General features: G+C 57.3%; 12 protein-coding genes and 4 pseudogenes. 6 read left to right on the top strand and 10 right to left on the bottom strand.

Going from position 1 to position 18,624, the window contains the following annotated elements; translation table 11 throughout:
* Positions 1–248: 248 nt before the first annotated feature.
* The 10 genes and pseudogenes from ACK3SD_RS07915 to ACK3SD_RS07870 form a co-directional block, all read right to left on the bottom strand.
* The gene (locus ACK3SD_RS07915) at positions 249–3,320 is read right to left on the bottom strand and encodes a type III restriction-modification system endonuclease (RefSeq protein WP_481127372.1); all 3,072 of its coding nucleotides are present in this window, start codon (positions 3,318–3,320) and stop codon (positions 249–251) included.
* Positions 3,321–3,331: 11 nt separating this feature from the next.
* Positions 3,332–5,209, bottom strand: coding sequence for a site-specific DNA-methyltransferase (locus tag ACK3SD_RS07910; RefSeq protein WP_481127371.1), 1,878 nt, complete (start codon positions 5,207–5,209; stop codon positions 3,332–3,334).
* A 75-nt stretch (positions 5,210–5,284) separates the two neighbouring features.
* Positions 5,285–7,651: pseudogene (locus ACK3SD_RS07905) on the bottom strand (SNF2-related protein).
* Positions 7,651–8,523, bottom strand: coding sequence for a helix-turn-helix transcriptional regulator (locus ACK3SD_RS07900; protein WP_481127370.1), 873 nt, complete (start codon positions 8,521–8,523; stop codon positions 7,651–7,653). The pseudogene ACK3SD_RS07905 and the gene ACK3SD_RS07900 overlap by 1 nt, the downstream one beginning before the upstream one ends.
* 353 nt (positions 8,524–8,876) lie before the next feature.
* Positions 8,877–9,117: pseudogene (locus tag ACK3SD_RS07895) on the bottom strand (IS66 family transposase); the annotation flags it as partial.
* A pseudogene (locus tag ACK3SD_RS07890) lies at positions 9,110–9,461 on the bottom strand (integrase arm-type DNA-binding domain-containing protein); the annotation flags it as partial. The pseudogenes ACK3SD_RS07895 and ACK3SD_RS07890, both read right to left, overlap by 8 nt.
* A gap of 428 nt (positions 9,462–9,889) precedes the next feature.
* The gene (locus tag ACK3SD_RS07885) at positions 9,890–10,897 is read right to left on the bottom strand and encodes an anaerobic sulfatase maturase (protein WP_481127369.1); all 1,008 of its coding nucleotides are present in this window, start codon (positions 10,895–10,897) and stop codon (positions 9,890–9,892) included.
* Positions 10,801–11,133, bottom strand: coding sequence for a hypothetical protein (locus tag ACK3SD_RS07880; protein WP_481127368.1), 333 nt, complete (start codon positions 11,131–11,133; stop codon positions 10,801–10,803). The genes ACK3SD_RS07885 and ACK3SD_RS07880 overlap by 97 nt, the downstream gene beginning before the upstream one ends.
* Before the next feature lie 210 nt (positions 11,134–11,343).
* On the bottom strand, positions 11,344–11,691 hold the full coding sequence (locus tag ACK3SD_RS07875; protein WP_481127367.1) for a hypothetical protein: 348 nt from the start codon (positions 11,689–11,691) through the stop codon (positions 11,344–11,346).
* 233 nt (positions 11,692–11,924) lie between these two features.
* Positions 11,925–12,107 (bottom strand): hypothetical protein, encoded by a 183-nt coding sequence (locus ACK3SD_RS07870; RefSeq protein WP_481127366.1) that lies wholly within the window; start codon positions 12,105–12,107, stop codon positions 11,925–11,927.
* 299 nt (positions 12,108–12,406) lie between these two features.
* Between ACK3SD_RS07870 and ACK3SD_RS07865 the strand changes: the two genes are divergently transcribed.
* The 6 genes and pseudogenes from ACK3SD_RS07865 to ACK3SD_RS07840 all read left to right on the top strand — a co-directional run bounded on the left by ACK3SD_RS07865 (position 12,407) and on the right by ACK3SD_RS07840 (position 18,591).
* Positions 12,407–13,135, top strand: coding sequence for a FadR/GntR family transcriptional regulator (locus tag ACK3SD_RS07865; protein WP_481127517.1), 729 nt, complete (start codon positions 12,407–12,409; stop codon positions 13,133–13,135).
* A pseudogene (locus tag ACK3SD_RS07860) lies at positions 13,132–14,037 on the top strand (ABC transporter ATP-binding protein); the annotation flags it as partial. The gene ACK3SD_RS07865 and the pseudogene ACK3SD_RS07860, both read left to right, overlap by 4 nt.
* Before the next feature lie 87 nt (positions 14,038–14,124).
* Complete coding sequence (locus ACK3SD_RS07855; RefSeq protein ID WP_481127516.1) at positions 14,125–15,207, top strand: ABC transporter ATP-binding protein; 1,083 nt, start codon at positions 14,125–14,127, stop codon at positions 15,205–15,207.
* A 12-nt stretch (positions 15,208–15,219) separates the two neighbouring features.
* Positions 15,220–16,752 (top strand): ABC transporter substrate-binding protein, encoded by a 1,533-nt coding sequence (locus ACK3SD_RS07850; protein WP_481127365.1) that lies wholly within the window; start codon positions 15,220–15,222, stop codon positions 16,750–16,752.
* Between the two features lie 14 nt (positions 16,753–16,766).
* A complete protein-coding gene (locus ACK3SD_RS07845; protein ID WP_481127364.1) occupies positions 16,767–17,711 on the top strand; it encodes an ABC transporter permease in 945 nt (314 codons plus the stop codon).
* Position 17,712: 1 nt separating this feature from the next.
* Entirely contained in the window at positions 17,713–18,591 is an 879-nt protein-coding gene (locus ACK3SD_RS07840; protein ID WP_481127363.1) for an ABC transporter permease, read from the top strand.
* Positions 18,592–18,624 lie beyond the last annotated feature (33 nt).

The raw sequence follows: 18,624 nt of genomic DNA, 5'->3' as shown, positions 1-18,624 counted from the left end.
TCTGGCCAATAAACTGAGCATCGATAATTCCGATGGCATAGATGATGCGGAACTTGTCTTATTCGAACAGTAATGTAAGCCCACCCTTTTTAGTTCCAAATACTTTTTGAGATTTCTGGCTTTTCAGACATCAACCGATACTCTTCCGGTGTCAGGTATGCCGGACGAAAACTTAGATGTGGCCATGTGTATAGGTGGCAATTTATGTACGCCATAATCTCACCGCCACATGGCCAATCTTTAGTGTCTTACTTCACCACTTCCATCAGCTTACCGAAGCTATCCACTACGTCATACCTCACGTTTTCTGGAGAAAACTTGCTGTTGATCTCATCGAAGAACTTACGGGCACATTTAATCTTTGTGGCTTCAATAGGCCGTAAATCCAGTGACGACATCGAGCCCTTGGTCTCAGCAACGAAATATACATGCTTGACCGAACCTTCTTTGAAGGAAATGGCCCAATCGGGGTTGTAATCGCCGACAGGGGTTGGAATCAGAAAACCACGTGGCAACTTGGCATATACCACCACATCCTTGCTAGTATCCAACTCTTCGACGAACTTGCGCTCAATCGCGGAGTCGGTAAGCACGTAATCATAGATGTGATTTTGCAATTTATTCCCGGCCTTACTGAGATCCTGTTTGCTCTGTCCCGTGGTAAAGATGTCCAAATCAAACTTATCTTCTAGCGTGTCATAGGCCAGATGCTCGATGATGACATTGGCCTTTTGTTCGTTGACCAAGCGAATGGCTTCGGCAATGAAGCTTTCCGGATTGCTCTTGAATTGTGCGAAGACGTCAGCATTGAGGCCTTTAAGAATTTCGGCAACGGTTCGTCTTGTAAGCAAAGTCCCCTCTGATAACTTGCCAATCAGATCGTACTGCACAGCGGAGTGGATGGAGGCGTTTTGCGATTCTGTTTCGGTAACTTTCAGCTCGAAGGCATTGCCCTTTTTGAGGTCATCGTAAGTTGCCGTATCAGCCTGCTCGCCACGTTGAATAGTGTATTGTAACGGCGTCACTCGCAACCCAGCATTCTTGTCATTGAGCGCCTTTATCGTATTGTTCACTAGCTCAACATCATTGAACAGCACATTGTAGGTAGCCTTGCGATTGATTCGCCCCCACAGCGCCTTAAATTCCTGCTTTTCAAAGTTGGCGTTGGTCTGCAGTCTTTTGGGCTTGCGACCATCGTCTATCTGCATGATTTGGCTTTCGCTGAATACGCTATCAATCAGCTGGAATATCTGCTCTGCATAAGGCTGCAGTTCATCCGGCAATGCCTTCAGCGTGCCGTCTTTCTTAGCTTGATGGTACTTCTCCGTGATATTGCGTTTCTTATCGACGTAGCCGTTCTGGATCAAATAAAACTCGATGTCCGTGGCCTGGTCGTCCGATACCGTAATCGGGCCTTCCTTCGTGTTCAGCATCTTGCCCGTGAAGTAGGCCCTGTCCGCCACACGCGGACGAGCTGACAAGGACTCGCTAATGTCCTTTTGCAAGGCGGTCACGAAATCCTTGTAACTTTCGCTGGCCACGACTGTCAGTACGTTAATGTCATGAACAATGGACGGGTGATTCATGCGTTCACCATTTTGATTAACGGACAAACGCAGGCCGCGCCCGACCTCTTGGCGGCGTGATATGGTGTTATCACTATGCTTGAGCATGCAGATCACAAACACGTTCGGGTTATCCCAGCCTTCACGCAAGGCCGAGTGTGAGAAGATAAAACGCACCGGCTCAGCTAGTGATAACAACCGCTCCTTGTCTTTGAGGATCAGATCGTAAGCATCTACGTCATCCGACAAGCCCGCATTTTCACCGCGCGCAGCGGTCTTGGGATCGGTGAGGCGCTTGCTCTTCTTATCGATGGAAAAGTAGCCGCTATGCGTCTTATCGGCCGCAATGTGGCGTAGATATTTAGCATAAGGGGTATCCCCTTGCATAAACCCATTATCAAACGCTTCTTGAAGGTGCTTAGCGTACTCCTCTTCAAAGATTTTTGCGTACTCTCCCTTTTCATCGGCAGCGGAGTAGTCCCGGTACTTGGCTACTTCGTCGATAAAGAACAGCGAGAGAACCTTCACCCCTTTATCAAAGAGCTCCATTTCCTTATCAAAGTGCGCCCTGATCGTCTCACGGATCTGAATGCGGCGCAGCGCTATCTCGGAAACATCACCAGTCGCATCACCCACCGTCAGTTCTACACCATTGGTAAAGCTGAAGGTGTCCGTATTGGCATTGATGTCCGATACCACAAACCTATCGCGGTATTGATCCAGCTCATTCGATAGTACAAACAGATTGTCACCCTTGCCCAGTTTGCGAGTGACGCGCTTGATGTTTCCTCCGCTGAGTTTCTGTTCGAACTCCACAACCGCGACTGGCGGTTTTTTGTTTGAGATTTCGATGGCTTGTAAATAGAGATAGGCGTTGGTTCCCGCCAGTCCCTTCACCGAGATCCCGCGCACCTCAATCTTCTTCACCAGCTTCTGGTTGTAGGCATCGAGCGCATCCAGGCGGTGGATCTTGTTGTGTGTTGTCTTGTGAGTAGCGGAATAACGCAATACCATCAACGGGTTGAAATTCGCTAGGGAATCCAGCGTCTTGCCTCCCTCCATTCGCTGCGGCTCATCGAGGATTAAGATGGGGCGGTTTGCGCTGATCACATCGATCGGGCGACGTGACTGAAAATCATCGAGCGCTTCATAGATGCGGCGGTTATCTTTCCCAGTGGCGTTAAACGCTTGTACGTTGATCACCATGACATTGATAGCGGCATCGGAGGAGAAGCTCTCCAGATGGTGCAACTGCTTAGAATTATAAATAAAGAAGCGCGCCTTCTTTTGGTAGGTCTCCTGAAAGTGCTCGGCCGTGATTTCCAACGACTTGGTGACACCCTCGCGGATGGCAATGCTCGGTACCACTATGACGAACTTGCTCCAGCCGAACTGTTTGTTCAACTCGAAAATTGTCTTAATGTAGCAATAGGTCTTGCCAGTACCCGTTTCCATCTCGATATCAAGATTTAGCTTGGCGACCTTGGTCTTGACCAAGCTCTCCGACAACGGCAGGTTTTGCTGGCGCTGCACCTGTTGGATGTTATCAAGCAAGGCAATCTCACTGAGGGTTAGCTCAGCATTTTTAAAACCAGTATCTACCGCAAACAGATCACCCATACCGTTTTTGGTATTACCAGGGTCAAGGCGATAGCTCATGGCTGCATTAGAGGACGGTGGCTGCCCCTGAAAAACATCGACGACCGCCTGCACGGCGGCAGCCTGATAGGGCTGATGTTTAAATTTAAGTTTCATTGCACGTCCCCTTAGATACATTTCACTTCGGTGACGGGCGACATGAGCTTGAAGATCTGCTCGACGTTGATCTTGACGGCGCTGTTCTTGTAGCCCGCGTCGCGGAATACCACACGCAGAGGCTGATGCTTGGCCAGATCTTTCACAAAGGCTTCATCAATGCTGCCGCTGGCGTCGAAGCAGGCAGCAAGCACATTGCCATCAACGAAGAACACGTCCTTACCTTGGATGGACTGTTTGGCGATAGGCAGGGCCAGATCGACGCCCCAATCCAACATTACTTGGAACAGTAGATCCTCATGTGTGCGGTCGGGCTTGATGTTGTCAACAAACAGGTCAAAGTTGGCCTCGTCCAACGCATCGGGAGTGTAATAGACGTCAGCCATGTTGGAGGTGTCGATTTTGAGGGTGCGGAAGCCGACGTCACACTTTTCGTTACCCTCTTGGGCTCGAAGCTCATTCGCAACGTTACGAATTCTTTTGAGTCCTATTTCGAAAATGGAGGTCATGCCTTTCTCGGGATTGGGTAAAGGTTCGGCAATTTGCACAGCGATGAAGCGACGGTTGCCGCCATCTTCAGCGTTCTGCTTAAGTACGGCATGTGCGGTAGTTGCACTACCGCTAAAAAAATCGAGCACTATGTCGCTGTCGTTAGGTTGCCCCGCTAGTTGCAGCACTCGTTGCAGTAATTCAACAGGTTTCACCGAATTCAGTACGTTTTCTGTGTGCTCGAATTGTACATATTTAAGCAGTGCCTTCTTGGCATCTTGTGTATGTCCAACTTCTTTATAAAACCAAAGTGTCTGTGGAGTTCGCCCTTGCTTAACCTCTTTAAGAAAACGCTTCAAACGTGGCATGTTATTGCCATCGTTCCCCCACCAAATACGATTCTCTGTTTTGAGTCGCTCAAAATTGACTCTACTTACTCGCCAGTACATACCTTTACCTGGGCCTTCAATTAATCTTCCAGATGGGCAAGTGACGGGATATGTTCCTTCCGCGTAGTAATTTCGGGCTTGTAAATCACCAGAGGTCCAAGGACCGCGAGGATCATTATCAGGGTTCTTGTACCGCGCAATCATCTCATCAGTTTGTGGTAAAAGATTTGGTGTCCAATTCCCAGCTGATTTTGCATATACTAAAATATAATCATGATCTTCAGAGAACCACTGAGCTGAGTTTTTAGGAGAAAAGACTTTTTGCCAGATAATTTGTGCAATAAAGTTATCTTCGCCAAATACTTCGCTACATACCTTCCGCAGGTTATCAACCTCGTGATCATCGATTGATAAAAAAATAACCCCGTCGTCTTTGAGTAGGTTACGTGCCAGTCGAAGTCTAGAATAGATCATACCCAACCAGTCAGAGTGAAATCGGCCGTTTGCTTCTGTATTCGCTACTAGTCTAACCCCCTGATCATTGACTTGGTTGGATTGCTTCAAGTAATTTTGCACGTCGTCGCTGTAGTCATCGTCATAGATAAAGTCGCGACCTGTATTATAGGGTGGGTCGATGTAGATCATCTTGACCTTGCCGAGATAGGTCTCTTGCAGCAACTTCAACGCATCGAGGTTATCGCCTTCGATAAACAGATTCTTCGTGCTATCGAAGTCCACGCTTTCATCACGGCAGGGGCGTAGCGTCTTGGCAATCGATGTATTGGCCGTCAGCAGCGCCTCACGCTTGCCAGGCCAGTTCAGGTGGTAGCGTTCCTGTGGCCCCTCGACAATTGAATCAGCCAGTTCTTGGCGCAACTGGTCAAAATCCACCGCCAGTTTCACTGTGCCGTCCTCGCCCTTGGCTTCGGTGACGCATCCAGGAAACAGATCGCGAATGCGGGCGATATTGTCCTGCGTGAGATTGGGTGAATGCATTTTTAGCTTTTCCATGTTCTTTTCCTCTTGTCGCCGTGCTTTTTATGGAAAAAGCATGGCGGCTCATAATTCAAGTTCGTATGAGTATGGTCAGTCGCCTTGCTGCCAGTCTTGGCAACAGTGCGGGCGCAGACTTTCGATGGCGGATGGCAAGCTGCTCTGGCAGGTCACGCCTAGGTAGGTGGCCGCGCGGGTGGTGCCAACGTACAGGTATTTGTCAAACAGTGCCGGGTGCAGCCGTGGCGAGCTGGTCAATGCTGATAAAGAATACCGCCTCGAACTCAAGGCTTTTAATGTACTGGATGTCGAACACGCGCACGTTGTTTTCCTGCCCCACGCCTGGCCCTCTCGGCAGGCGATGACCTGGATGTTGTGCTCCGCCAAGGCTGTGTTGAGTGCTTCGGCCACCGGGGCTACGTCGTCCTCGGTATTTACAAAAATGGCGGTAGATGGCAACTGACCGACAAAGCGCTCAATCTCGCGAATGCGATCCGCCAGCCAACCGACAATGGTTTCTGCGTTGGTCGCGAGCTCCAGCAAGGCTGGTGCAACACCCATGCTGTCCATATGCGCAGGCAAGCTGGCGTTTTGCTCGGTACCACCGACGGCGTGGATCATGGCGCGAGCCAGATCGTTCAGTTGCTTGCTCTGCCGGTATGAGACCGTAATCTCCTTGATGTCGAAATCCTCAAAGATCCACTTTAAGTCGTCGACAGAGCGTGCGCCCCAGGTGGTCAGGCGTTGATTAAAGTCACCACAGGCAAAGAATGAGCGCAGTCGTGAATGCGCCAGCGCCGCCATGCTCGCGAGTTGAATAGGCAGGATGTAGCTGATCGGCGCGTAAACAGCGAACTTGAGTAAAGACAGCTGCTCGAAAATTTCGTTGAAGCTCATCACATCCGTTCGCTGCGTGAGCGGACTGTCGAACGACAAGGGCTTGCAGCGCTCGGGAAATTGGCCGATTTCCTTGGTGTCGTAGAAGGTCTGAATATGTTTGCGCGAACGTGCAATGGTGACGCTGTCGAGCAATTCGAAGAAGTCGAAGTCCAATGAATCCAGGATGGCCCGCGCTGTGCGCTCTTCCGATGGAAGCTTTGCCCATGCATTGAAGCTGGCCTGCGCACCACGGAAAATCTCCTCTACCGTCTTGCCGGTACGCAGCTTCTTGCTTAGGTTTTCGGAATCACCTTCATAGGCCAGTGCCAGTTGGTTGCGTAGGTCATTGAAGCGATTGTACACCGGGGTGGCCGAAAGCATCAGCACCTTGGTTTTCACGCCCCCCTTGATAACCTTGTTCATCAGCTTCTGATAGCGGGTTTCCTTGTCCTTGTAAGCGTCATTGTTGCGGAAGTTGTGCGACTCGTCGATGACGACGAGGTCGTAGTTGCCCCAATTGATACGGTTCAGCGGTGTACCGAACGACTCACCGCTTGTACGGCTGAGGTCGGTATGGCAAAGCACGTCGTAGTTGAACCGGTCGCGAGCAAATATGTTGGTCTTGAGGTTGCGGCTGTAGTTCAGCCAGTTGTCCGCCAGCTTCTTAGGGCATAACACCAAAACTGACTTGTTGCGCAGTTCGTAATACTTTACCACGGCCAGCGCGGTAAAAGTCTTTCCCAAACCCACGCTGTCGGCCAAGATGCAGCCGCTGTAGCTTTCAAGTTTGTTGATGATCCCGGTGGCAGCATCTTTCTGGTAATTGAAGAGTTTGTTCCAGATGAGCGTGTCTTGATAGCCCGTGCGGTCGTTCGGCAGGACATCCTCGTTGATGTCGTCCAGAAACTCATTGAAGATATTGTAGAGCATCAGGAAGTAGATGCTCTCGGGCGAGTTTTCCTGGTAGACGGATGCAATGTGGTCGCAGATCTGCGCCGTTACATCCTCCAGCTTCTCGGGGTCCTGCCAGATCTGGTTAAACAGACTGAGGTAGGTCGCCGTAAATGTCGGCTCGTCCATCTTGTTGACGAAGTTGGAGACAGCGTTGCCCTGCTGGTAGCCGAGATCGACGGCGGTAAAGCCGTGCAGTGGCATGTAGGCAGTATCTGCGGCAGCAGCCTGAATGCAAGTAAATTGCTGCATCGGTGCCTTGCTGCGATTGGACTTGAATGTTGCCTTGCGCCGCATCCAGTCCGCGCACTCTTTTGCAATTGCGCACTGGGTCAGTTTGTTACGCAGCTGAATTTCGAACTCACTCCCGTACAAGCTCCGTTCGCGGTCAGCCTTCGGTATGTGGAATTCTCTGCGTTCCTTGCGAATCTTGTCGGTAACCTCGTTAGCGGTAAACGTCGGCGAGGTAAAGATGAATTGCAGCTCGTCGACTTTTTCCAGCTCTGCTTTGAGCGCTTCAAATGCGTACATCGAAAAGCAGGAGGCGGCGATCTTCAGGCGAGCACCAGGTTTGAGCGTCTGCTTTAGGTCGTCTCCGAGCAGGCGGTTGATATTATCGATCAGTTCCATTAATAGTCAGTCTTCTTAGTGGCGCTATAGCCTGGTGCCAGTAAGGCATTTTTTACGCCGTAAATTGCGAGATGATCTTTGAGCCATAACCGGTACTCCGGCCCACGAAGGCAATGATCGGGTGAGCAGTCCACCCGCCAGCGCAGCAACATATAGCCCACCACCGCAGCGCGAACGCGCATCCTGATCGAACCATCGGTCATCCCGTAGTCCATCTTGATAATATCGGGACGCTCAACGCTTGGGTGCGGCACGAAATCCAGCTCGACGATGCGTGTCCACTGGATGTCGTTATCCTGTTGTTCGTGGGCCTGTGGCTCCTCGTCGAGCAATGTTGGTGCTTCGATGCGGGTGACGACGAAATCCCGAAACTCTCTACTCTTGCGATCAAAGGCCCGGACGTGCCAGCGCAGGCCAGTATCAACCAAGGCAAAGGGCACAATTACCCGCTCGGACTCGCCGCTGCTCATTGAGTGGTAGCGGATAGCGACGGGTCGCTTAGCGTGGATGCCTCGGCAAATCGTGGCTAACACATCCATCTTGGGAATGCTTAGGGCTGCGGGGGATTCGCATGGTAACAGCGCCTGCATTGAGCCGTTCACGCCATCGCCAAAACCGAGAGCCAGCGCCGACAGAACGCGCTGCGATGCATGCTCGAACAACGGGGAGAATGCATGCCCAATGCGATAGATCTTGTAGCTACCATCGAAGGTGATGTTATGCGGCGCGATTTCCCGGTACAAAGTTAAATCTCGTGTTGCCCCTGCAGGAGCCACACCGAAGCGCTCAAACAGATCTGGGCGACCGATCACACCGAAAAAGTAGAGCCGAAAATCGATGTAGGCCAGCCGCTCGCGCTGGGCCAGACTCAAGTCCTCAAGCCGCTTAGAAGGGGAACTAAGCATGAATCATTACTATAGAGGAAAATGAACATTGAATACGGTAATCCATAAAGCGCCATGATAGTCATCAATTTGATGACAATCATGCATTAATACTTATGTAACAGCAAGAAATGATGTCTCAAACGTAGACAGTTTTCGTATTGGCTGATGTTTCTATACCGTTAGATTGATACCATCCAACTATGAAACCTTACTGCCCAATGCTCTATCAACCCCTCAGATAATTTGCTCTTATCCGCTGATCTTTAGGCGTAAAGTGAGTACCATATTGACGTCTATATATTGGTGAGAGCTACGTTCAAGGGCAGAAGCTCTACCACCTAATTGAAAGGCCACTCAGGATATATTTGAGTTAGGTTTCCGGATCGATAACATTTAGCGTGCATGTCCCGCTCAGTCCATACAGCAGAGCTCCTCGTTCACCTCCATCATCGCTGCCGAAGAAAATATAGTTTTTCTTTCCAGACATACGGCACGTAATGCCCGTTCTGCGGCGTTGTTAGCAGGCTCTGCCAGGCCATCATCACTGTAATAGCACAGCACATCCCACTGATTGAGCACATCTAGGGGAAATATCCTTATTGAAGGCTTCGATAATGTCAGAAACTTAACCCTCTCACCACCGACCACTTTCGTTCCGTGCCATTCAAGCGGCGCAGCCTGAAACGTGTTATTGAGCTGCATATACGAACGAGCTTTTCTTCTTTCTTGGCAAAAGATGGATCAATAGCATCCGCCAGCTTTTTCTTCGCTGCATCACGTAGTGCCCTCACTCGCGCAAGGAACACTGCTAGATAGACACTGAAAGCCATACGCTTTTCTTTGCCATTGAAGCCTTATATTATCCGCTAATATTGAGAACCAGATGGAACAGCCTCAAGATACAAACCCGCACTATCTGCCAGCTTATAGGCTTTCTCTACAGGTTTAGCTGCCTCTACCTGTCATGCATTCAGCTTCACTGGGTCATCTCCTGCACCGAACACAGCCTCACTTATGCCCCAACTGAGACTTGATTCCTGTTGAGTCCAGTTGATACCAAAAGATAAGATACGGGCTAGAAACCGCCGTATACGGGCTTTGAGTTGATTTAGTTAGACTTGGCGAGAGTTTGAAATGGTGTCGATAATAGGAGTCGAACCTACGACCTTCGAATTACGAAAGCAAGCCTACTCCAAAATGAGTATGCTGAAGATAAATTTTTAAACAAAAAATAAATATCAACAAGATACAAATAAATTCACCATTCAACGTCTATCCCAAGCACGCCCTGCCTGAGCACCCCAAAAATCCACGCCATTGCGTGGATTTTTTTATGCCTGAACCGCACCGTTCAGGCGAGGTCTGCGGCCATGCGGCGCAGGGCTGGGTGGGCGTGCTGGTAGAATTTTCTTAGGCCGGGGCAGAGATAGTTCAGGCCCGGCTCTCCGTCGGGGGTCTGGATAAAGCGGTTGCGTGGGCACTCGCCCCAGCATAGGGAAAGATGGGCGCATTGGCGGCAATAGGCCGGTAGCGCGGCGCTTTTGTCACGGCCAAACTGCAACTGGCGCGCTGAGGAGGCCAGCGTGGCGATCGGCGTCTGCTGGATGTTGCCCAGCCGGTACTCGGGGTAAACGTAGTGATCACAGGCGTAGACCGAGCCATCCTGCTCCAGCGCCAGCGCTTTGCCACACTCGCGTGAGTGGGTGCAAATCTGGGCCGGCAGCCCCATCATCTGTGCCACGGCGGTCTCAAACAGGTTCACGAACACGAAACCTAAATCCCTGCCGTACCACTCATCAAAAACGCGGCACAAAAAGTCGCCCCATTGGCTGGCCTTGACCGACCAGTCCGTGACCACCGAGGCCGGGTTGCCGGGAAAGGTGGCGGCCGAGCCGACGCGCGGCATCTGGTCGGCACGCCAGCGCTGCGGGGCCGTGCGGCAAAAGTCCTTGGGTTCCACGCAGGGAATCAGCTGAATCATCAATGGCCGCACCTCATCACGCAGGAAGCGGTAAACCTCCAGCGGATGGTGCGCATTCAGCCGGTTGACCACCGTCAGCGTGTTGAATGCCACATTATGCTTTTTCAGCATCTCCACGCCGCGCATCACCATGCCAAACGTCGGTTGCTGCTGGCGCGTCAGGCGAAAGGCGTCGTGCAGCTTCTCCGGGCCGTCGATGCTCAGTCCGACCAAAAAGTCATGCGCCTTCAGCCAGCGGCACCACCTCTCATTCAGCAAGGTGCCGTTGGTTTGCAGGGTGTTCACAATGCGCTGGCCAGCGGGTTGGAAGCGCTGTTGCAGCGTAATGTCTGCTCGAAATAGGCCAGACCCGCCAGCGTCGGCTCGCCGCCCTGCCATGAAAAGACGATCTCCCTGCCACTTTGTGACGCGATATATTGCTGGACCCACTCGGCAAGCAGCGTCGGCGGCATCGGCTGGCTACGCTGCTGCTGCAACAAACTCTCTTTGTGCAGGTAGTAGCAGTAGCGGCAATCCAGATTGCAGCTGGCGCCGACCGGCTTCACCATGGTGTGGAACTGGCTTTTTAGGGGGGCAGCGGGTTGCACGCCCGGTACTAGGATGCTGTTTGCCATAGGCTCCCTGCGGTTGAAATGAGGAATTAAAACTGGCCCACGAGGCTCAGTTCGAAGGCGTTACCATCAGGCCGGTTTTTGACGGCAAACTCATTGATCCAGCGCAGTGACAGCGACAATGGCAGGCTCCCCCCTTGCCCTCCCAGGTGACGATCGGCTCCCCAGGACTGGGAGCGGTCGCCCCCCAGAACAGTGGCCCGCCCGCCGCGGTCATCGCTGACCTCCGCATACTGAAAGGGTTGCGCCAAGGGGGCACTTCATGCCCCCACAGAACCCCAGACATAGGTGAGGCCCAGCGTCGTGTAGAGCCCAGCTGCGTACCGCTACGAGCGTATGGCCGCGCGGGATGGCGCTGTTGCGGCTGGCACCATCATAGTAGTGGGCGTTCAGCCCGGCATAGATGCCCGGCTCCACCGGCACTACGCCAGCCAACGGGTCAATCTGCTCGCCGGTCAGCGGCCGGCCCATGCCGCCTTCCACGGCGTTTGCCACAGGGAGAGCGCGCGCCAGGCTGATGCCGGCGGCCAGAAAGGTGCGGTAGAGATCTCTCATCATCACCGGGTTGGCTGGGCAGATGGAGCAGCCTCTACCGCCCCACCGTCAGGGTGCGTCAGCTATTTTTGGGTGGGCGGCACGTAAGGATCGGGCGTGCCAGCCACAATCGGATACCCATCGATAAGCCTCATGGCCGGGTGAAAGGAAATTCAGGGCGTGGCCCGCACGGCGTACATCCGCTGAAAACAAAAAATCCACGCCGTGGCGTGGATTTTTTTGCTTGCGTGACCGGGTGCTCAGCGCCTCTCCGGCTGACTGAACCAGCGCGGATCGCTGTGCGCCATATCCACGCCATACAGACTGGCGGCAGAGAGTACCGACTCCATTACCCGGTGATCGCTATGCTCAGAATGGGGCCACAGCCGCGCCAGCCGTCGGATGGCGCCCTGCCAGACGCGCAGTTTCCATGCCTTTTTCATTACTCTCTCCCCTGAACTGGATAACTGCCCCCAGTTGACCCCACTCTGGCGGTGAAGGGAAATATCAATGGCGTCTAAGGTTTCCCGCTGGCTGGCAATGCAGGCTCTCATCCCGGTGCATCCCGTGCGCCCTTTCAGTGCACACCCCGCCGTTACGCCCAATGCGCCCCCTGCTTCCCGTGGTAAACGCCTTTACCCGACCCGCGCCAGCCGGGCATGGCGACCTTTTTTGCTGAACCAATTCAAAATTGGTTCGATTCCTGCAATGTCCTCTTACCTGAGTTCATGGCGAGAAGATGATGGCTGAATTCCCTGAAGTAATCCCACTACCGGAGAGATCGTCGGCCTCGGCGCTGGAGCAGTTGCGACAGCTGCTGGCACAGCACTCCGGCCAGCCGGGCGAGGCGCTGCCGACGGAGCGTGAGCTGTGTCGGCGCTTCAGTGCCGGGCGACGTGCGGTGCGGCGGGCGTTGGACGTGCTGGAGGAGGAGGGGCGCATCTGGCGCAAACAGGGCAAAGGCACCTTTATTGGCCCCGAGGCACCGGCGCAGCCGCTGATGCTACAGGCGCTGCCGAAGCAGTCCAATTTGCTGGAGGTAATGGAGGCACGCCTCCAGCTGGAGCCGGGGCTGGTGCGTTACGCCGCCCTGCGCGCCACCCCAGAGCAGATTGCCCTGCTGCACCGCATCCTCGAGCGGCTGCGCCAGCTGGATGACCATGACGCCGATCAGGTGGAGCTGTGGGACAGCGCCTTCCACCGCACCATTGCCGAGGCGGCGGGCAACCGGCTGATGCTTGGGCTTTTCGACGCGGTGGACGCCATCCGCCGCGACCCGAGCTGGCTGCACCTGCGCCAGCAGGCGCGCACCGGCGAACGGCTGGCGCACTATGACGATCACCACCACCGCATCGTGCAGCATATTGCGGCGCGCCAGCCGGCAGAGGGCGCGGCCGTGATGCATGAGCACCTGTTGGCGCTGCATCAGGCGCTGCTGGCGGCCATCACCCACCATGAAGGAGAGGCATGATGAATGAGCAACCCAACCCGGTGCTGCGCATCCGCGATCTGGTGGTGCAGTTCCGCGGTTCGCCCGCCACGGTGCTGGACGGCATCTCGCTCAGCATCCCGGCTGGCGAGACGCTGGCGCTGGTGGGGGAGTCCGGCTGCGGCAAGAGCGTCACCTCGCTGGCGTTGATGGGGCTGCTGCCCCACGGTGCGCAGGTGCTCGGCGGTGAGGTGACGTTCGCTGGCCATGACCTGCTGGCGCTGGATGAGCGCCGCTACGCCGACCTGCGCGGCAACCAGCTGGCGATGATCTTCCAGGAGCCGATGACCTCCCTCAACCCGGCCTTTACCCTTGGCGACCAGCTGATGGAGGCGGTGATGCGCCACCAGCGGGTGAGCCGCGCCGTGGCGCGCGAGGCGGCGCTGGAGATGCTGGCGCTGGTGCAGATCCCGGCCCCGGCGCTGCGGATGAAGGCCTATCCCCACCAGCTCTCCGGCGGGATGCGCCAGCGCATCATGATTGCGATGGCGCTGATTAACCGGCCAGCGCTGATCATCGCCGATGAACCCACCACGGCACTGGATGTCACCATTCAGGCGCAGATTTTGGCGCTGCTCAACCGGCTGCAACGCCAGCGTGGCAGCGCGATGCTGTTGATCACCCACGATCTGGGCGTGGTGGCGGAAGTGGCCGACCATGTGGCGGTGATGTATGCCGGCCGTATCGTTGAGCAGGGGCCGGTGGCGGCGATCTTTAGCGATCCGCAGCACCCCTACACGATCGGCCTGATGGCCTCGATGCCTTCGCTCGGCGGCCGCACTGGCCGGCTGGCGACCATTCCCGGTGCGGTGCCGCAACCGGCGGATCTGCCGCCCGGCTGCCGCTTCTCCACCCGCTGCCCGTTCGCCACCGGCCACTGCCGCCAACAGCGCCCGCCGCTGGCGGCACTCGGCCCACACCACCGGGTGGCCTGCTTCCGCGCCCCCTTGAACTTCACCTTGCTGCCGGAGATGCCTGATGACCCCCTCCCTGTTCCCTTGCTTGAGGCCATCGGCCTGACCAAAGCGTTCCGCGGCCCGCCGGGGCTGTTCCGCCCGCGCCGCAGCGTGCTGGCGGTTGACCGCGTCTCGCTGCGCATCTGGCCGGGCGAAACCCTGGCCATTGTCGGCGAGTCCGGCTCCGGCAAATCCACCTTGGGCCGGCTGCTGCTGAAGCTGCTGGACGCCAGCGCCGGTGAGGTGCGCTACCAAGGGCGCGACCTGCACAGCTTCACCGGCAGTGAATTGAACGTGCTGCGCCGGGATCTGCAGATCATCTTTCAGGATCCTTTCGCCTCATTGAACCCGCGCATGACAGTCGAACAGATCGTTGGCGAGCCGCTGTGGCTGCACCAAAAGATGGCACGTGCTGACCGCCGGGCGCAGGTGCAGGCGCTGCTGGCGACCGTCGGCCTGCCCGCCGCCTGGGCCGGGCGCTACCCGCATGAGTTCTCTGGCGGCCAGCGCCAGCGCATCGGCATTGCCCGCGCGCTGGCCTCCAACCCGACCCTGCTGCTGGGCGATGAGCCGGTCTCCGCGCTGGATGTCTCGGTGCAGGCACAGGTGGTCAACCTGCTGGAGGGGCTGAAAGATCAGTTCGGCCTGACGATGGTGATTGTCGCCCACGGGCTGGCGGTAATCCGCCACATGAGCGACCGGGTGGCGGTGATGTACCTCGGCCAGATCGTTGAGCTGGCCCCGGTGGATGCGCTGTTTGACCAGCCGCTGCACCCCTACACGCAGGCGCTGATCGCCTCCGCGCCACAGCTGGCACCGGGTGTGCGCCGTGAGACGCCGCTGTTGCAGGGCGATCTGCCGAACCCGGCGGCGATGCCGTCGGGTTGCCGCTTCCATACCCGTTGCCCGTTCGCCACTGACCAGTGCCGCCAGCAGGAGCCGCGGCTGGAGGGCGTCGGCGAGGGACGGCAGGTGGCCTGCCACCGCTGGGCCGAGGTGCAGCGTGACAGCACCGCCGTCGCGCCCCCGCCGCCCTCTGACGCCTTCCGGCTGCGCCGCAGCCTGTTTGAACATGCCGTTAACCGCCACTCCCGCTAAAAGGAACCTGAGATGAGACTGCGACTTCCCCTGCGCCCGACCCTGACCGCCCTGACGCTGCTCGCGGCGGGTGGCCTGCATATTCAGGCCGCACAGGCCGAGAGCGTGCTGCGCATCGGCCTCGGCGCTGACCCGGACATGCTCGACCCGCACACCGCCCGCACCTACTACGGCCGCTTTGTGTTCAGCGCGCTCTGTGACCGGCTGGTGGACATCGACCAGCACCTAAATATCGTGCCGGGGCTGGCGACCTCTTGGGCCTACAGCCCAGACGGCAAGACCCTGACGCTGCAGCTGCGCGAGGGCGTGACCTTCCACGATGGCGAGAAATTCGATGCCAACGCGGTGAAGTTCAACCTCGACCGCGCGATGACGCTGCCCGCCTCACTGCGCAAAAGCGAGCTCTCCTCCATCGACAACGTGGAGGTGACCGGCCCCTACAGCGTGGCGCTGCACCTGAAAACGCCGGACGCCGCGCTGCTGGCACAGCTTACCGATCGCGCCGGCACCATGCTCGCGCCGCAGGCCAGCGCCAAGGGCGAAGTGGCCGCCCACCCGGTCTGCTCCGGCCCCTATGAGTTTGTCAGCCGGGTGCAGCAGGATCGCATCGTGCTCAAGCGCTTTGACAACTACTGGAACAAGGGGGCGTACCGCGTCGATAAGGTGATCTTCCTGCCGATCCCGGACGCCTCGGTGCGGCTCGCCAACCTGCGCGCCGGTGACCTCGATCTGACCGAAGGCATCGCCGCCAGCGACATCAAAACGGTGCAGGCCGACAGCCGGCTGGCGCTCGCCAAGATCACGGGCCTCGGCTACATGGGGCTGACCTTCAATATCGCCAATGGCCCGGCCGCCGCGGATAGCGCCTTCGCCAAAGATGCGCGAGTGCGGCAGGCGTTCTCGCTCGCGCTAGATCGTGACGCCATCAACCAGGTGGTGTTTGAGGGGCAGTTCACCCCGGCCAATCAGGCCTTCTCCACCGTCAGTCCCTACCACGCCGGGGTGCCGGTGCCGGCGCGCGACGTGGAGAAGGCGAAGGCGCTGCTGGCTGCCGCTGGCGTGACCCCGCCGCTGAAGGTTGACCTGCTGGTGCCCAACAACCCCACGGCGTTGCAGGTCGGCCAGGTGATTCAGGCGATGGCCGCCGAGGCGGGCTTTAACGTCAACCTGCAAATGAGTGAGTTCGCCACCCTGCTCGACCGCCAGCAGCATGGCCAGTATCAGGTGAGCATGTCCGGCTGGTCAGGCCGCCCGGACCCGGATGGCAGCATCTACAGCTTTATCCAGAGCGGCGGCAACCTGAACGATGGGCGCTACGGCAACCCGCAGGTGGATCAGTGGCTGCTCACCGCGCGTCAGAGCGGCGACCCGGCCCAGCGCAAGGCGCTCTACAGCCAGGTGGTGCAGCAGTTGCAGAGCGATATGCCCATCGCCTACCTCTACTATGAGCCACGCATCTTCGGCATGAGCAAACGCGTCACCGGTTTCACTCCCTACCCGGATGGCCTGATCCGGCTGGCGGGCGTCACGCTGGCGGCAAAATAACCCAAGGAGCCGCTATGGTTGAGTTAATCGGCAAACGCCTGCTGTTGGCGATCCCGACGCTGTTTCTGGTGACGCTGATGGTCTTCTCGCTGCAAAAGCTGCTGCCGGGCGATCCTATCAGCGCGATGGCTGGCGAGGAGCGCGATCCGCAGGTCATTGAGCTGCTGCGCGCCAAGTACCACCTGGACGATCCGATCCCCAGCCAGTACTTCCACTGGGTGGGCAATGCGCTGCGCGGCGACCTCGGCGTCTCGCTGCGCACGCAGGAGCCGGTGGTGTCCTTGATCGCCGCCAAGCTGCCGGTGACGCTGGAGCTGTCGCTGCTGGCGATGCTGGTGGCGCTGGTGATCGGCATCGCGATGGGGGTGCTGGCGGCGGTGCGCAAGGGGAGCTGGGTGGATCACGGCACCAACTTCATCGCGCTCTCTGGCATCTCGGTGCCACACTTCTGGCTGGGGGTGCTGCTGATCCTGCTGTTCTCGGTGAAGTTGCAGTGGCTGCCCGCCTCCGGCTACGTGCCGTTCAGCGAGGATCCGGTTCAGAACCTGCGCACCCTGCTGCTGCCAGCGCTGGTGCTCGGCTCCGGGCTGGCGGCGGTGCTGATGCGCCACACCCGCTCGGCGATGATCGCGGTGCTGAAGGCTGACTATGTGCGCACCGCAAGGGCCAAGGGGCTGCGGCCACGCCGGGTGATCATGAAGCACGCGCTGCGCAACGCGCTGGTGCCGATCATTACCCTCACCACGCTGCTGTTTGGGGAGCTGCTGGGCGGCGCGGTGCTGACCGAGCAGGTCTTCACGCTGCCCGGTTTTGGCAAGATGATCGTCGATTCGGTCTTCAACCGTGACTACGCGGTGGTTCAAGGGGTGGTGATGGTGGTGGCGGTGGGCTTCCTGCTGCTCAACCTGCTGGCAGACATCCTCTATGTACTGGTCAACCCCCGCCTGCGAGGAGCCTGAAATGAGTGAGACCTTGGTTAACGTGACAACGTCACTTCCGGCGGCGCGGGCGCCCAACCGGGCGCTGGCCCGCTTCCTTGCCAACAAGGGCGCGCTGTTTGGCGCGGCGCTGGTGCTGCTGTTCGTACTGCTGGCGCTGCTCGCCCCGTGGATCGCGCCCTTTGATCCACTGAAGGCGGATTTCATGGCGGTGCGCAAGGCCCCGTCGGCGCTGCACTGGCTGGGCACCGATGAGCTGGGGCGCGACCTGCTCTCCCGGCTGATTTGGGGGGCGCGCACCTCACTGCTGGCTGGCGGCATCTCGGTGCTGATCGCGATGGCGATTGGCGTGCCGCTGGGGCTGGTCGCCGGTTACTGGCAGGGGTGGCTGGACGGCATCATCTCGCGGGTGATTGAGGCGCTGCTCGCCTGCCCGTTCTTGGTGCTGGCGATCGCGCTCGGCGCGTTCCTTGGCCCCAGCCTCGGCAATGCGATGATTGCGATTGGGCTGTCGGCGATGCCGATCTTCGCCCGGCTGACGCGCGGCCAGGTGATGGCGGTACGCAACGAGGAGTATATCGAGGGCGCGCGCGCCATCGGCCTGCCGGATCGCTGGATCGTGCTGCGCTATGTGCTGCCCAACGTGCTCTCACCGATTTTGGTGCAGGCAACGCTGGCGATCGCCTCTGCCATCATTACTGAGGCCAGCCTCTCCTTTCTGGGCCTCGGCCAGCAGCCGCCCGCCCCCTCCTGGGGCGCGATGCTGAATACTGCCAAGGGCTTTCTGGAGCAGGCACCATGGATGTCGATTTTCCCCGGACTGGCGATCTTCCTGACGGTACAGGGCTTTAATTTGCTGGGCGATGGCCTGCGTGACGCGCTGGACCCGCGCGACACCTGATTCCGCCCCATTTCGCGACAATCGCCCGGCCAC

Source organism: Chimaeribacter sp. YP20170169, assembly GCF_056739715.1.
This window is presented reverse-complemented; position numbering and strand designations above follow the sequence as displayed.

Coding starts and splice junctions, on each gene's coding strand:
- ACK3SD_RS07915 (WP_481127372.1), bottom strand. CDS start 3,320: ATGAAACTTAAATTTAAACATCAGCCCTATCAGGCTGCCGCCGTGCAG.
- ACK3SD_RS07910 (WP_481127371.1), bottom strand. CDS start 5,209: ATGGAAAAGCTAAAAATGCATTCACCCAATCTCACGCAGGACAATATC.
- ACK3SD_RS07885 (WP_481127369.1), bottom strand. CDS start 10,897: ATGGCAGGGCGGCGAGCCGACGCTGGCGGGTCTGGCCTATTTCGAGCA.
- ACK3SD_RS07880 (WP_481127368.1), bottom strand. CDS start 11,133: ATGGCAAACAGCATCCTAGTACCGGGCGTGCAACCCGCTGCCCCCCTA.
- ACK3SD_RS07870 (WP_481127366.1), bottom strand. CDS start 12,107: ATGAAAAAGGCATGGAAACTGCGCGTCTGGCAGGGCGCCATCCGACGG.
- ACK3SD_RS07865 (WP_481127517.1), top strand. CDS start 12,407: ATGGCTGAATTCCCTGAAGTAATCCCACTACCGGAGAGATCGTCGGCC.
- ACK3SD_RS07855 (WP_481127516.1), top strand. CDS start 14,125: ATGCCTGATGACCCCCTCCCTGTTCCCTTGCTTGAGGCCATCGGCCTG.
- ACK3SD_RS07850 (WP_481127365.1), top strand. CDS start 15,220: ATGAGACTGCGACTTCCCCTGCGCCCGACCCTGACCGCCCTGACGCTG.
- ACK3SD_RS07845 (WP_481127364.1), top strand. CDS start 16,767: ATGGTTGAGTTAATCGGCAAACGCCTGCTGTTGGCGATCCCGACGCTG.
- ACK3SD_RS07840 (WP_481127363.1), top strand. CDS start 17,713: ATGAGTGAGACCTTGGTTAACGTGACAACGTCACTTCCGGCGGCGCGG.